Annotated in this window: 10 protein-coding genes and 1 pseudogene; 8 read left to right on the top strand and 3 right to left on the bottom strand. The window is 63.0% G+C overall.

What is annotated here, in order from left to right; all coding sequences use genetic code 11:
* Positions 1-286 precede the first annotated feature (286 nt).
* Positions 287-1,441 carry a right-handed parallel beta-helix repeat-containing protein gene (locus tag DID99_RS28590; RefSeq protein WP_311767503.1) on the top strand — a complete coding sequence of 385 codons (1,155 nt, stop codon included), beginning with the start codon at positions 287-289 and terminating at the stop codon, positions 1,439-1,441.
* 133 nt (positions 1,442-1,574) lie between these two features.
* Here DID99_RS28590 and DID99_RS28585 read toward each other — a convergent pair whose 3' ends face one another.
* Positions 1,575-2,204 carry a response regulator transcription factor gene (locus DID99_RS28585; protein ID WP_124668017.1) on the bottom strand — a complete coding sequence of 210 codons (630 nt, stop codon included), beginning with the start codon at positions 2,202-2,204 and terminating at the stop codon, positions 1,575-1,577.
* A 375-nt stretch (positions 2,205-2,579) separates the two neighbouring features.
* Here DID99_RS28585 and DID99_RS28580 point away from each other — a divergent pair, with 375 nt between their 5' ends.
* Positions 2,580-2,981, top strand: a complete 402-nt coding sequence (locus DID99_RS28580; RefSeq protein ID WP_124668016.1) for a flagellar transcriptional regulator FlhD — start codon at positions 2,580-2,582, stop codon at positions 2,979-2,981.
* Complete coding sequence (flhC, locus tag DID99_RS28575; protein ID WP_124668015.1) at positions 2,978-3,571, top strand: flagellar transcriptional regulator FlhC; 594 nt, start codon at positions 2,978-2,980, stop codon at positions 3,569-3,571. The genes DID99_RS28580 and flhC overlap by 4 nt, the downstream gene beginning before the upstream one ends.
* Before the next feature lie 35 nt (positions 3,572-3,606).
* Here the strand turns inward: flhC and DID99_RS28570 are convergent, their stop codons facing one another.
* Positions 3,607-5,433 (bottom strand): hybrid sensor histidine kinase/response regulator, encoded by a 1,827-nt coding sequence (locus DID99_RS28570; protein WP_124668014.1) that lies wholly within the window; start codon positions 5,431-5,433, stop codon positions 3,607-3,609.
* 434 nt (positions 5,434-5,867) lie between these two features.
* Between DID99_RS28570 and DID99_RS28565 the strand changes: the two genes are divergently transcribed.
* From DID99_RS28565 to DID99_RS28555, 3 genes and pseudogenes are all read left to right on the top strand, one after another.
* Positions 5,868-8,222, top strand: coding sequence for an RICIN domain-containing protein (locus DID99_RS28565; RefSeq protein WP_311767504.1), 2,355 nt, complete (start codon positions 5,868-5,870; stop codon positions 8,220-8,222).
* Between the two features lie 74 nt (positions 8,223-8,296).
* A pseudogene (locus DID99_RS28560) lies at positions 8,297-8,686 on the top strand (hypothetical protein); the annotation flags it as partial.
* Positions 8,673-9,272: an SCO family protein gene (locus DID99_RS28555; protein WP_124668012.1), complete on the top strand. Its 600-nt coding sequence runs from the start codon at positions 8,673-8,675 to the stop codon at positions 9,270-9,272. The pseudogene DID99_RS28560 and the gene DID99_RS28555, both read left to right, overlap by 14 nt.
* A 109-nt stretch (positions 9,273-9,381) precedes the next feature.
* Here DID99_RS28555 and DID99_RS28550 read toward each other — a convergent pair whose 3' ends face one another.
* On the bottom strand, positions 9,382-9,966 hold the full coding sequence (locus DID99_RS28550) for a recombinase family protein (protein ID WP_124668011.1): 585 nt from the start codon (positions 9,964-9,966) through the stop codon (positions 9,382-9,384).
* 675 nt (positions 9,967-10,641) lie between these two features.
* On the opposite strand from DID99_RS28550, the gene DID99_RS28545 reads away from it, so the two are divergent.
* Together DID99_RS28545 and DID99_RS28540 are read left to right on the top strand one after the other, a co-directional pair.
* Positions 10,642-11,541 (top strand): EAL domain-containing protein, encoded by a 900-nt coding sequence (locus DID99_RS28545; RefSeq protein ID WP_185733832.1) that lies wholly within the window; start codon positions 10,642-10,644, stop codon positions 11,539-11,541.
* A 655-nt stretch (positions 11,542-12,196) separates the two neighbouring features.
* On the top strand, positions 12,197-14,901 hold a 2,705-nt coding region (locus DID99_RS28540), incomplete at its 3' end, for an ESPR-type extended signal peptide-containing protein (protein WP_311767502.1).

Raw genomic sequence — 14,901 nt, 5'->3', positions numbered from 1 at the left:
AATCGTTCTGCTCCGATGTTCGACACGTGTCGAGCCGGCTTGCCGGCCGACTGTCGACGCGTTGCGACCGGATGCCGTCGCATCGTGCTCCATCGGACGGATGCCTATCGAGGGGGTCATCATGACCAGGTCATTTCGTATTCTTAGCGCCGGCGTGGTTGCATTCGCATGCTGGGCTGCCAGCTTCCCGGTTCAGGTTTGCGCGGCGACGCTTACGGGCTACGCCGCGCCGTGGCGTTTCGCGCATGCGCGATCGAGACTGGCATCGACTGCCGCACCACCGGCCGTGACGGTCAAGCCGGCAAGCGACGGCAGTGACCAGACCGATGCATTGCAAGCCGCGCTCAACGCACTGCAGGTCGGACAAACGCTGATACTCGCGCCCGGACGCTATACGGTCAGCCGCTCGTTGTCGGTGACGGTATCGGGTGTGGTGGTATCGGGTTACGGCGCGACGCTCGTCGCGACCAATCCATCCGACCAGACGATCTTGATGAGCGGCGCCGGTTCGACGCTCGTCGGCGTCACGCTGATCGGTACTGGCACGACGCGGCTCACGGTGCCTGAATCGAGCAAGGTCGAGGTGACGGGCACGGACATCCAGGTGCTCGGTGTGACGATCCAGGGCGCCGCCAGCGGCGGGATCTTCGTGTTCGGCGCCAGCAACGTCGCGATCGTGGGCAATACCGTGCGCGACACGCTGGCGGACGGCATCCACACCACCTACGGCTCGACCAATGTGCTGGTGCAGAACAATACGGTGACGGGCACCGGCGACGACCTGATCGCGGTCGTCAGCTATCTGGGCGACGGCCGTCTCAGCAGCAACGTGCTGATCGACCACAACACCGTATCGGGAAATTACTGGGGGCGCGGCATCTCCGTCGTGGGCGGCCAGGCCGTGACGATCTCGAACAACACCGTCGATGGCGTGCAGAAGGCGGCCGGCATTCTCGTCGCACAGGAGGACAGCTGGCGTACCTACGGCGTGTCGAACGTCGTGATCGACAACAACGTGGTGACCAACATCCAGAACGCGAACGTGAACAACGGATTGCAGCCGACACAGCAGGGCGCCATCGAGCTGGACACGTGGTCGGGCTCGGTGTCGTACGTCAAGGTGATGCGCAATCGCGTATCGGGATCGGCCTACGCCGGGTTCCGGGCAATCGGCAACGTGTGCGAATTCCAGGTCTCCGACAACACGTTCGCGTCGATTGCCGGCACGCCGGTGTCGCTGTTGTCGCGCGGCTGCACGGCCAGTCGGATCGTCGTCAGCGGCAATACGATGGACGGCGTCGCGCTGGTTTCGCCGGTCGGCGCATCGTCGTCCGGAACGATCCCGGCTGCGGGCGCGGTGACGGCGGCGATGCCGCGGGTGCGAACCGGCTTGATGCAGTCGCCGGGCGGCGCTGCGCCGGCAACCGCCACGGCGCGATGACATTGTGCGCACGTCGACTGAACGGCGCCGCCGGCGTGGCCGGCGCGCGCCGGGCACGACGCATGAACGCCATCCCGTTCGTGTCGCCGTGCCTTCGACCGTGCATGCATCGCATGCGTCGCGACGAGGCGGGTCAGAGGAGCCCCAGGCGCTGGCCCGTCGCGGCGGCCTGGGTGCGATTGCGCACGTGAAGCGCCTTGAAGATCGCGGTGATGTGCGCCTTGACGGTCTTCTCCGACAGGCCGAGCCGATCGGCGATGAGCTTGTTCGGCACGCCTTCGGCGATCAGGCGCAGCACGTCGAGCTGGCGCAGCGTCAGGCGCGGGCCGTCGGGTTCGTGCGCGGGCGGGTTGCGATGCGCCGACTGTGTATCGAGCAGCAGCGGCGGCACGTAACGCTCGCCGTTCATGACCATCTTGATGGCCGACAGCAACGTGTGTGCGGTCGCGGATTTGGGAATGTAGCCAAGCGCGCCGTGCGTGAAGGCGGCGCGCACGTCGTGCGGATCCTCGGATGTGGACAGCACGATGATCGGCAACTCGGGCCGGACCTGCGTGATCGCCGCAATCGCGGCGAAACCGTCCATGCCGCTCATTTTCAGATCCAGCACGATGACGTCGAGGTCGGTGTGCTGTTCGAGCAGCCGCATTGCATCGTCGGCGTTGCTTGCCTGAATGTCGACCATCCCGTCATGATCCTGGCGCAACAACGTCGCCACGCCATCTCGCAGAACCGGATGATCATCGACAATGAGTATTTTCATGTAAATAAAAATGAAGTCTGGAGGCGGACCTCTTCTGCTTTTGGAGAACCCGTTTTTTTCGAAAAGTCTTAATACTTTGGTCGTATTCGGTTCTGTTTCGCCACGGGCTAACGTCGGATTTACATCCGGAAAGACATGGTTGACACTGGATCATCGCGGCCTTCCGTGCGGTGAGGCGCACAACGAGCATAACGAAGATCGCGACAGCAGGGCCTGGGCGAGTTACGGAAGCCGAGATTTTTTGGGGGGCGATCGAGCCCGGGTGCAGACTATACGATAAAAAGAGCCGAACGTGCCAATACGGGGCGCGCTGTTTATTTCGATCGATTGCTTTCTGAAAATCGGCAATTGACGTTGAAACCGGCGATTTACCCCGTGAAACAGGGCATGTTCCTTTGCACGAATTTGCGGGATGTCTCCATCGACCTGATTCGATATCAATCAAGGTGCAATATGGGAACTATCAATGAAGAAGAGTCAATTCGCGACCTGAACCTGTCGTATCTGTGGCTGGCGCAGCGGCTGTTGCAGGCGGATCGCGCGACCGGCATGTTTCGCCTCGGCGCCACGCCGGAAATGGCCGGCACGCTGGAAAGCCTGACGATGCGATCGATGATGAGCCTGTCGTCGTCGGGGCAGTTGCTTTGCGTACTGCGCCTGAGTCGATACGAAACGGTTGCGGCGCTCGCGCGGCCCGAACCGCCGGGCGACGCCGCACGGCTTCATGTCGCGATGGCGCTGTCCAGTCTCGGAGCCTTCGACCAGGACGTGCCGTGAGCGGCGGTGCCCGGACGGCGCATGCGTCGAGTCTTGCCGATGACGCGAAGCACGTGTTGGCGGCCGTGACGCTGATTCGGCTCGGCGCGCGCCCGCAGATGCTCGAAATCGAACTGCCGCTGCCGCATGAGCGCCTGGTCCGGCTGTATCGCGAGGTGCGCGGCGTCGCGCCGCCGAAAGGACTGCTGCCGTTCTCGAGCGACTGGTACATGACGTGGCAGGCCAACATCCATGCGTCGCTGTTCCTCAACGCCTACCGCTTTCTGCGGAGCAACGCGAAGTGTGCGCGACTCGATGCGCTCGTGAAGGCCTATGAATGGTATGCGAGGCGATGCGACGCGGCACACTGCGAGCCGCTGCTCGACCTGACGCGTGCGTGGCTGCTGATTCGTTTCTTCGATAGCGGCGTGCTGTCGACGGCGCGCTGTGTCCGATGCGACGCCGCATTCGTCACGCATCGCCACGACCTGCGTCGCAATCGCGTCTGCGTCGCGTGCCGTCCGCCGGCGCGGGCCGGCAAGCGCACCGGTGGCACGAAGCCGCAGCCGTGCGTCGAAAGCCCGTCCGACGCGAACACGCGCATCGTGTAGAAGCCGACCGGAGCCTGCGGCCCCGTGCAGTGCCGCTAGAGCGCGACGCCGTGCGCGTCCGCGTTGACCGTCGAGCGTTGCCGCGCACCTGCGGCGACGAGATGGCCGACCGCCGCGCGCAGCTTGCCGTTCGGCAACGGTCGGTGAAGGAGGACCAGCCCGTGCGTGTGCGACGCGGCCAGTTGTTCGTCGGTCGTATCGCCGCTGATCAGCAACGCCGGAACGGCGGTGTCGAGTGCTTCACGCAGCCGCTCGATCACGACGATGCCGTTTTCGCCGCGCGGCGGCAGGTAATCGCAGATCAGCAGGTCGGGCCGGCGAGGGCAGGCCGACAGCCGGTCGAGCGCCTCCTTGCCCGAGCGCGCCGCGATCGTGTCGTAACCCCACGTCGCCAGCAGTTCCGCCAACCCGGTACGCGTCGTGCGATTGCCGTCGATCACCACCACGAGCCCCGTTGAACCCGGCACGTCGCCGTGGCTGACGATCGGCGTGTCGAGCGGGGCGGGCGTGCCGACGGCGAGCGCCATCGCGACTTCGAAGCACGATCCGCGTCCGGGCGTCGAGCGCACGGCCAGCCGGCATTCGAGCAGGTCGGCGAGGCGCCGCACTATCGCGAGTCCGAGCCCGAAGCCTTTTTCGTGATCGCGCTCGGCATTGCCGACCTGGTAGTACTCGCGGAACACGAGCTTCTGCAGGTGATCGGGAATGCCGCAGCCCGTGTCCCAGACCTGGACCGCAAGGTGTGTGCCGCGGCGCCGGCAGCCGACGACGACCTTGCCGCGATCGGTGTAGCGCACCGCGTTGGACACGAGGTTGCGCACGATGCGCTCGACCAGCAGCGGATCCGAGTGAACCACCGCGCGGCACGGCACGCGCGACAGCGTGATGCCTTTGGCCTGCGCGTCGAGCAGGCAGTCGTTGCACACGTATTCGAGCACAGTATCGATCGCGAACGGCCGGCACTGTGCTTCGACGCTGCCGGCGTCGAGTCGGGACAGGTCGAGCAGCGCGCCGAAGAGCCGGCTCAGCGCATCCGACGAGCGCTCGATGCGCTCGACGAGCCGTCGTCCTTCGGGCGGCATCGGGATGCTGCGCAGCGCGCCGATCAGCAGGTTCAGCGCGTGCGCGGACTGGCGCAAATCGTGGCTGGCTGCCGCGAGGAATTGCGATTTGGCGAGATTGGCCTGGTCGGCGATCCGTCGCTGGCAGTCGAGATCGACGGCGAGTCGCTCGACCCGCTCGTTCTGTGTCTGCAAATCGCCTGCGTACCGTTCGGCGCGGAAGCGTAGCCGGATGTTTTGCGTTGCCGCACGGTTCGCGAGCAACCCGAGATAGCCGACCACGCAGGCGATCAGCAGCATCATCGGTGCGGTCTCCCGCTGGATTGCATGCGGCGACACGATCGCCGCGCCGACATACGGGACGGTGGCCGGCAACAGAAAGGCGATGAACGCGGGCAAGTACGCGCTGAATACCGGAATCGCGCCGGCGACGATGCTGAACGTCGCGATGACCACGAGGCTCGCGATTCCGAAGTCGGCGCCCATCGCGAGATGAATCGATGCCCATCCCCAGCCCATGCCGGCGGCAGTGCTGAAGGCCGACAGCCACAGGGCCCAGTGCCGCCAGTTGCTGACCGAAGTCGGCGACCGGTGATAGAGGCGCGACAGTAGAACCTGGCCGGCCGAACACGCGGCAATATAGATCGTCCACGCAGGACCGGACACCGGATCCGGATGGCCGAGCCGGTCGATCGACAGCGTCGCGGCAACAGCAAGCAAAGTGCCACCGGCGACGTATGGCGTCACGGAATCATAGACGATCCTGACCTGTTCGGCCGCGATCTGGTCCGGCGTCTGCATGTGCGCTCACGGAGATTGTTGCGCATGGCGGCGGAGAGTATCGGCGCGTCCGGCACAGACGCGTATTCCCGTAATCAAGCATAGTCGCTGTACGCAGGGTTTACGGTGTATTCCGGCGAAATATGAAAATATATAAGGACTGGGAACTTATTGGAGGATGTAGCGATTAATTCAACGGTGTCGGTTGAATTGTGTTCCGGTGATGAGCGATCCGCTACGCGTGTTACGGCGCATCGCCTGGGTGCCATTTAATTTCAGAACGGACGAAGAATTCGCAATTCGGATCCGGCTCGAGCCCGTCCAGTCGATCGAATAATTCGAATGGTGTGGAAACGTACAGTTGCGGAAGCTGAGCCGGGATATACGTCTTTCCCGTCATCAACGACATCGACGAGGGCCGTATGCGCGATCTCTGCGGGAAAGCGTTCATCTGGATGCTGGTTTGGGTGGGCACGTTGGCGTTCGACAATGCGTTCGCGATTGGCAGCCCGTCATACACCGATATCGTTTCCGCGAACAGCGGCCTCTGTCTGACAAGCGCGGGGAATTCATCGGCATCGGGCGTCGGCATCGTGCAGACTTCGTGTTCAGGTCAAGGCAATACGACCTGGTCGTTCGTGCCGGTCGCCGGAAACCGGTACCACATTGTGTTGCAGGGCAGCGGCCTGTGCCTCAACGTACCGGGTAGTTCAGGCGCGAGCGGGACGCAGTTGATTCAGTACGGTTGCCAAGGCAGCAACCTGTTGAACGATCAGTGGACAATCGTCGCGGTTGGATCGAGCTACCGGATTGTCTCCGCACTGAACGGCATGTGCGCGAACGTGAGCGGCGGCTCGACCGTCAGCGGTGCGAGCCTGATCCAGTATGGTTGTCAGGGCGCCACACAGACCAGCGACCAGTTCAATCTGTACTTGCCCGTCAACGCGTCGACCAACGTTGTCGTCGCGAGCAGCGGGCTCTGCATGACGATCGGCGGCGGCGCGATCGTGCAAGGCGCATGCAGCAATCAGGGTGCCACCGGCTGGCTCTTGCAGCCGGTCGGTAGCGGCTATCATGTGATTTCCCAATCCACCGGACAATGCCTGAACGTCTATCAGGGCCAGCGCACGAGCGGCGCGCCGTTGATTCCTTACGCGTGTCAGGACAGCTCGCTGACCAACGATCAGTGGACCGTCGCGCCGGTTGGCGGAAAATATCAACTGATTTCAGTCTCGAGCGGAATGTGCGCGAGCGTCAGCGGAGGATCGCTCGCTTCCGGTTCGACGTTGAGCCTGTCTCCGTGTCAGAATGCGGCGGCGAGTGGCCAGTTCGCGTTGACGTTGCCGCAGGCCTTCCCCGTAACCCTGCCGTCCGCATGGAGCCCGGTCATCACGTTACCGGTCAATCCGATCGGCATCGCGAATACGCCCAACGGCAAGCTCGTGATGTGGTCGTCGAACCAGCCCTATACGATCCAGAACGACGTCGGATCCGCGACCACGCAAACGCAGACCGCGCTCTTCGATTCCGCGACGAACGCGGTAACCCAGTACATCGAGACTTCCGCGGGTTCCGACATGTTCTGCCCGGGCACCGCGATGCTGTCCGACGGGCGGCTGCTGGTCAATGGCGGCGACAGCAGTCCCAAGACGACGCTCTATGATCCGACGGCGAATACCTGGAGCGCCGCCGCGACGATGAACATTCCGCGCGGTTACCAGGGCGACACATTGCTTTCGAATGGTGCGGTGATTACGCTCGGCGGTTCGTGGAGCGGCGGGGTGGGTGGCAAGACGGCCGAGCTGTGGGACGGCGGCAGATGGACCGTGCTGTCGGGCGTGCCTGAGACGAACGTCATCGGCCCGGATCCGCAGGGCATCTATCGTGGTGACAACCATCTGTGGCTGTTCGCGCAGACGAATGGCAGCGTATTCCATGCCGGCCCGAGCGCACGGATGAACTGGATCTCGACGAGCGGGGCCGGTTCGATCACCTCGGCGGGAAATCGCGGTGTCGACCCATACGCGATCAACGGTACGGCATCGCTGTTCGATAGGGGCCTGATTCTGAAGGCGGGTGGCGCGAAGTCGTATCAGCAGAACGGCAATACGTCGACATATGCGTCGAATTCGGCGTACCTGATCGACATCACGCGCGGTCCGGGACAGCCTGTTACGGTGCAGCGGCTGAACGGCATGACCTATCAGCGCGCATTCGCGAACAGCGTCATTCTGCCGAACGGCAATGTCGTGATCGTTGGCGGTCAGAGCTTGCCGATGCCCTTTACCGACACGACCGCGATCCTGGTGCCCGAGATATGGGACCCGGTGACGCAACGCTTTAACCTTCTTCAGCCGATGCGGACGCCGCGCACTTATCACAGCACGGCGGTTCTTTTGCCGGACGGGCGCGTGTTCGTCGGCGGCGGCGGGCAATGCGGTGTCGGCTGCGTGAACAATCACCTGAATGCCGAAATCCTGACGCCGCCATATTTGCTCAATGCCGACAATACGCTTGCCTCGCGCCCGGCGATCGTGTCCGCGCCGGCCAGCGCGATGCATGGTTCGACGATCACCGTTTCGACCGGGGGCGCGGTCGCGTCTTTCGCGTTGATGCGGATGTCGTCGGTGACGCATTCGACGAACAACGACCAGCGCCGAATTCCGCTGCCGATCCTGTCGACAAGCGGTACGTCATACCAATTGTCGATTCCGGCCGACTCAGGTGTCGCATTGCCGGGCTACTACATGCTGTTCGCGCTCGATGCGAACGGCGTTCCCAGCGTCTCGAAGGCGGTCCGGATTCTGTGAGGAAATACCTGCTGTCCCGATCCAGCCGCCGGTACGTTGCACGGTTGTTGTACGTCGCGTTACTCGGCGCAGGCGGCTCGTGCGCGATGGCGAGCGGCGACCGCGAAGCGGGCCACGCACTTTTCACCGGTGCGGCTCCGCTAACGGGCCGGATGTTGACCCACCCCGGCGATCTTCCATCGAATGTCGTTCGGTGTGCAAATTGCCATGCTTCGGAGATCGGCCCCGCCGTGCGAAATTCGATTGCGCCACGCCTTACTCGCGACTGGCTCGTCGATCTGCAAAGCCGGCGGGGTGGCCCTCCGAGCCGGTACGATCAGGAGGGGTTCTGTACGATGCTGCGCGACGGAGTCGATCCGGCCTATGTGCTGCTCAATGTCGAGATGCCGCGCTATCGCATAAATGATGGCGATTGCGCCGCGCTTTGGCACTTTCTGACCGGTGCGCGGAATGGCCCCGCCTGATTTTCGTGCGCGCCGACGCGCGATACGCATTGCCGCGTTTCCGGCCGTTGCGTTGTCCGCATTCTGCACGTCGACGCTTGTGCGCGGACAAAACGCGCCGATCGCGTATCACGGCGGAAGCATCAAGCCTCCGGTTCTGGTTCCCGACTGGCCGATTCTCACGGCGCAGGGTCGCGAAACGCGCCTGCGCGGGGTGCTGGCCGGTCGCGTGACTGCGCTGCAGCTGTTCTTTACGGGTTGCTCTACCGTTTGTCCGATCCAGGGCGCCGTCTTTCAACGTGTGCAAACGTTGCTTGGCGCGCACTCGGACGTTCAGTTGCTGTCGCTCAGCATCGATCCGTTGTCCGATACCCCGGAGCGAATGCGTGCATGGCTTCGGCAATTCGATGCGCGGCCGGGGTGGACTGCCGCGGCTCCGGAATTGCAGAACGTCGATGCCGTCCAGGCATTGTTCGGAGCCGGCGTGACGGGCTTGGACAATCACGGAACCCAGGTTCACGTGATCGACCGACGCGGACAACTGATATGGCGCACCTACGAATTGCCATCGGCGGAAACGGTCGCCGCGCTGCTGAAGCAGGCATAGACGCGAGCGTTGGCGCAACCGTTCTAGACACGTTCAAGACGTGAAGCAGCGATTCATGCCCGGGTGACACGGGGGCATTCTCCGAATGATCGATCGGCGACGCTTCTGATCAAGCCTGGCTCGTCTCGCACGTGACACCGGTCTCGGATCGTGCGACGAGGGCGCGCTTGATCGTTCGAGGATGCACATTGAAGTGTGCGGCGACCTCCGCGACCGACTGGGTTTCAAGCAGAACGCGGGCATGGGCGCACTGATCCGGCGTCATGTGCGGCTTTCGCCCCAACTGCTTGCCGCGCGCGCGCGCGGCAGCCAATCCTGCACGGGTGCGCTCGCTGATGAGGCTGCGTTCGAACTCCGCCAGCGCGCCCATCATGTGGAAGACGAGTCGCCCGCCGGACGAAGCCGTATTGATCGATTCGGTCAGGGAAATGAAGTCCACCCCCCGGCGCGCCAGAAAGTTGATCAGGTCGATCAGCTTGCTCAGCGAGCGACCCAACCGGTCGAGCCGCCAGACGACGAGCGTGTCGCCTTTCATGACCTTTTCGAGTGCTGCGTCGAGACCCGGGCGATGGAAGTCGGCACCGGAGATACCCTGATCGGAAAAAACGACCTCACATCCGGCGCGTGTGAGCGCGTCGATCTGGAGTCCGAGACTTTGCTCGTCCGTGGAGACACGGGCATACCCGATATTCATCGCCCGACTCCTGCCGCTTTATCGACTGGGCGCTGGCGTGCGCGGTCCGGCTGAAGTGCTGCATTCATCAAGACGCGCTCGTCGAAGATTCCGCGCGGACGGCGTATCGAGCTTCCCGCCGAGGCGCGAAGAAACGGCAAACGTGGTTGCTCACAACTGGGATTCCTGTGTTCCTCCGCGGGGCTTGCTTCCATGAAAGGCGCATGCCGCCGCCGTCGGCATGGCGTGCCGATAGTCAAATTGCAAAGGATGGTGAATTTCCGTGTCACCAAGCAGATATTACTGGACGGAAAGGGACGTTTTTGTCCGACAAGGCTTACAGAAAGGCAGCCCAGCATTCACGGGCGGTTTCACGAATCGGTAATTTTTTTTGTAACTCTGATGCAAACGTCCGTTTGTGTCTTTCATGGCTTTCAGTCAAGGGCGAGTGCAGCGAGGCAGCGTATGCATCGGATTACAAGCGAGGGCCTACGAAAGGCTCGGTATCGTCGGGGAGGTATGGAGATGGGTGGCGCATTGTTCATAAGGGTCCTCAATCGACCTATGTTGGTAAGCCGCTTCGGGCGTACGTTTGTCGAGGTCACCGACGTTGAGTTCGGTGAGCGAGCTCGAAAACTGTATGGCGGAGTTGTACAGGGGCCGACGGCTCGCGACGCGTATCGGTCGATATCCGGGATGGCGTTGCCGGCCCCCGACGCGGATCGTTCGACGGCGGACCACTCGACGGAAAGCTGGCTACTTCGATTGAGCGGACGAACAACGTCACACCCGCAAGCAGCATGGCTCTCCAGCTTGAACGCGACGCGGGGCGGTGATGATGTCGCCCCGGCGGTCGAGGCGCGGAGCGTCAATTCGAATGCCGGGATGGAGACGCAAGCGGATGCGGCCATGGTCGACACCGTCTTGCGTGCGATGAAGGTCGATGCGATTTCGCTGGTGATGTCGGCGGTGCACGCACCCGACGACGGTCGCAAGGTGCTCTATTTCAAGTGCGTGCCGTGGTGTTGCACATTTGACGAAGGAGAGTCGTCACCGGATGCATATCTGTCGAGCGTCGTCCGGGCGGGACTGATGGGCTGCTTCGATCGCTATGTGGTAGCACGTGTGCTGGATGTACTGGAGAGTTCGCCGCAGCTGAGCATCGGCATGAATCTGTCGGAACAGAGCCTCGTATCGGGATTGCAATGGGAAAGCCTGCTCGATCGGCTCACCCGCGCACCGGAGCTCGCCGAGCGTCTGGTCGTGGAGGTGAGCGAGGGGGCGCGAGTCGCAGGTGGACGCGCGCGTACTTTTCTCGATCGACTCAGGGTACTCGGCTGCCGTATCGCGATCGACGACTACGGGCTCGCCTATGGCGTCGACGTGGGAATGGCAATCCCCGAGCCGGACATCGTGAAGATTGCGCCGGCGTTCATTGCTGCAGCCCGATGGAGTGAGTCGGCGCGGAACAGGCTTCGGCATCTCGTGCGGCTCGGTGCAAGCATGGCACGTGACGTCGTGGTGCTTGGTGCGCAAGGCGCGGTCGATACGGCGCTGGTTTGTGACGCCGGGGCGAAATGGATGCAGGGCGATTGAACAGACGAAGGTTGCCAAGGCTGAGTTGCTGCCCAGTACGGCGGTCGACTGACCTGCGACGGGACTGCGCGCAACCTGGACGAGGGCGGTGGAGTGGGCGTTGATATTGAAGCGGGCCTCGGAGATTCGGGGGATCCGGAATCCGATGGCAATGGAGGCGACGATCTGGAATCACGGTGCTGCGAAGTACGGCGTGAGCGCTTGATGATGGATATTCGATCGTGTCTGCATGTGATTGCCGACTGCTGTGTACCTGAGAGAGATAGGGAGATCGTGAAGGCAGCTTGCGACGCGGGTATGGCCGCCGGGTTCTACGGATCTGGGTCGGCTATCGCGCAAGGTCTGAAACGAAAGCTAGAGGGCGTGCTCGGTATGGGCAGCCGGGACGACGAAGCGCGGCTCCAGAAGATGATCAGCGGTGGCTTCGACGCTGGAATGAAGTGTCGTTCCGTGAACGTGTGGCGCGCCGTTGAAACTGAGAGATCGTAGAGAACGAGTATTGAAGTTGGCTGGCAAGAAGGCCTAGCGGGAAGCGTTTCAACGTGGAATAAGAAAAAGTAAATTAGTTCGTACTGCTTTAAAAATTGTGAAGTCCTGACCGGAAGACTGGCCGGCAAGCCTTCTTTCGTTAGTGTCTACCGAGCATCGGCATACCATGAATCATACATATCGCACCGTCTGGAACGAGACCCTGGGAACGTGGGTCGCTGCATCTGAATTGGCCACCGCACGCGGCAAGAGCAAACGCTCGGCGGTGGTCAAATTGATGGTCAGTGCATTGCTTCTTGCTGCCGGGCAAGGGAGCTACGCCACCGTGGTCTCAGGGTTCACTGGCACCTGCACTAGTGGTGGCGGAACGAGTCCGGATGCTTCGCGTACGATGGCGGCCAGCGCCGCGCCGATCGACGGAAGCGGCACGTTTTCGACGGTGGCGGGGTGTAATGCGAACGGCGGAGGGGCCGCCTATTTGGGCGTAACCCTCTACGGTGCGTTTACGACGGCCGTTGGCGATGGTGCGGTTGCAGTAGGTATGAGCGCGTATTCCGCCAAATGGGGGACGGCTGTCGGTCTGGATGCAACGGCTAGCGGCACAGGTGCCAGCGCGTTCGGCTACGGTGCGAGTGCCGTTGGAACGTCTTCTGTTGCAATCGGCGGAGTCAATCAAAACGGGGGAGCCGGCGGCGCGGTGTCGTACAACTCCGAGGATATCGCTATCGGTGCGTTTTCGACCGCAGGCGTTTCAGCGTCGTCGATCATTCGCGATACAGCAATCGGCAGCCATGCAGTCGCGACCGGTGGAGATTCGGTTGCAGTCGGAGATTACAGTACTGCGTCCGCCAGCTTTGCAAGTGCGTTCGGCGAAGGGGCGATTGCATCCGGTAGGTCCTCCACTGCACTGGGCAATGTGGCGACTGCGTCCGGTATACAGTCCGTGGCAGTCGGCCAGTTAGCCACCGCGGCGTCCCAGTCGAGTATCGCGATGGGTAACAGTACACGCGCGACTGCCAACAGCGCGACGTCGATCGGGACTTCTTCTGTTGCCAACGCTACCAATGCGACAGCAATCGGCCCGACGACGACTGCGAGCGGAACGGGGTCGGTCGCGCTGGGCGGTAATGCGACTTCGGGGGCGAATGCGGCAGCGCAGGATTCGATCGCGATCGGCGGACAGTCTTCGGTTGCGTCGACGGCGACCTCGGGTATCGCTATTGGTCGTGGTGCAACCGCGAGCGCCACATCAGGCGTCGCGCAAGGCGATGCTGGCTTAGCGTCCGGCAATTATGCCGTTGCGGTTGGGAGTGCCGCCACTGCGTCCAATCAACAGGCCGCCGCGCTTGGTAATCGAGCGCTTGCATCGGGTGCCTTTGCTAATGCGCTGGGTACATTCAGTACGGCGTCGGGTCAACAGTCGGTTGCAATCGGCAGTAATTCGGTTGCGTCGGGCGCCTATGGCAATACGCTGGGTACTGGCGCCACGGCGTCGGGTCAGTTAGCGAATGCGATTGGTGGTAACGCCACCAGTAGTGGAACGGGTGCTATCGCCATTGGCAGCAACCCGACGGGTGGGGGCGCCGTGTCGGCTGCCTCCGACGGTATCGCCATCGGAGGCCAGTCGTCCGTCGTTGCGGCAGCCACGTCCGGCATAGCGATTGGCCGTGGTGCGACCGCGAGCGGCGCATTCGGCATCGCGCAAGGTGATGGCGTCATCTCGGGTGCGACGGGCCAGAACGTCGCGATCGGCTCGAGCGGCACGACGGCCAACAGCAGCACGGCCGCAGGTGGCGCCGTCGCAATTGGCCGCGGCCAGACGGCGACGGGCAACGGCGCGGTCGCGATCGGCGACCCGAACTCGGCGATCGGCACGGGCGCGGTTGCGCTCGGTGCAAATGATTCGTCGAATGGACAAGGCGCGGTTGCGATCGGCAATGCCAATTCGGCAACCGGCCAGGGCTCTCTCGCATTGGGTAACAGCAGCACGGCCACCGCGGCCGGCGGCACCGCGCTCGGCGATACCGCGGTCTCCAGCGCCGCCAATGCCCAGGCATTCGGCACCGGCGCGAACGCGAGCGTGGCGGGCTCGGTCGCACTCGGTTCGGGCGCCGTCACGATCGGCGCCGCGAACACGGCGACCGGCGGCACGGGTTCCGTCACCAGCACGACGATCGGCGGCCAGACGTTCGGCACCTACGCCGGCGCGAGTTCCGCCGCCGGTGTGGTCAGCGTCGGAGCGGCCGGGTCGGAGCGGCGCATTCAGAACGTCGCTGCGGGCCTGGTCAGCGCGACCAGCACGGACGCGATCAACGGTAGCCAGCTTTATGCGGTCGCCAACACGACGACGTCGAGCATTGCCAGCCTGTCTACGTCGACTTCGACGGGTATCAGTTCGCTGTCGACTGGACTCAGTTCGACCAATAGCTCGGTGGCTTCGCTGTCGACTTCCACGTCGACGGGTCTTTCGTCGGCGAACAGCTCGATTTCGTCGCTCTCGACCTCGACCTCGACGGGCATCAGCTCGCTGTCGACAGGCCTGAGCTCGACCAATAGCTCGGTTGCCTCGCTGTCGTCGTCCACGTCGACGGGCCTGTCGTCGGCGAATAGCTCGATCTCGTCGCTGTCCACCTCGACCTCGACCGGCATCAACTCGCTGTCGACCGGACTGAGCTCGACCAATAGCTCGGTCGCTTCGCTGTCGACTTCCACGTCGACCGGCCTCTCGTCGGCTAATAGCTCGATCAGCTCGCTGTCCACGTCGACCTCGACGGGTATCAACTCGCTGTCGACTGGCCTGAGCTCGACCAATAGCTCGGTTGCCTCGCTGTCGTCGTCCACGTCGACGGGCCTGTCGTCGGCGAATAGCTC

Origin of the sequence: Burkholderia sp. Bp8986 (genome assembly GCF_003854225.1) — a bacterium.
Taxonomy (GTDB): domain Bacteria; phylum Pseudomonadota; class Gammaproteobacteria; order Burkholderiales; family Burkholderiaceae; genus Burkholderia.
The sequence above is the reverse complement of the archived record's forward strand: the minus strand, read 5'-3'. Positions and strand labels throughout refer to the sequence as shown.

Excerpts from the sequence above, each read along its gene's own strand:
- DID99_RS28555 (WP_124668012.1), top strand. The coding sequence starts at position 8,673 with ATGGCCCCGCCTGATTTTCGTGCGCGCCGACGCGCGATACGCATTGCC.
- DID99_RS28550 (WP_124668011.1), bottom strand. The coding sequence starts at position 9,966 with ATGAATATCGGGTATGCCCGTGTCTCCACGGACGAGCAAAGTCTCGGA.
- DID99_RS28585 (WP_124668017.1), bottom strand. The coding sequence starts at position 2,204 with ATGAAAATACTCATTGTCGATGATCATCCGGTTCTGCGAGATGGCGTG.
- DID99_RS28565 (WP_311767504.1), top strand. The coding sequence starts at position 5,868 with ATGCTGGTTTGGGTGGGCACGTTGGCGTTCGACAATGCGTTCGCGATT.
- DID99_RS28570 (WP_124668014.1), bottom strand. The coding sequence starts at position 5,433 with ATGCAGACGCCGGACCAGATCGCGGCCGAACAGGTCAGGATCGTCTAT.
- DID99_RS28545 (WP_185733832.1), top strand. The coding sequence starts at position 10,642 with ATGGCGTTGCCGGCCCCCGACGCGGATCGTTCGACGGCGGACCACTCG.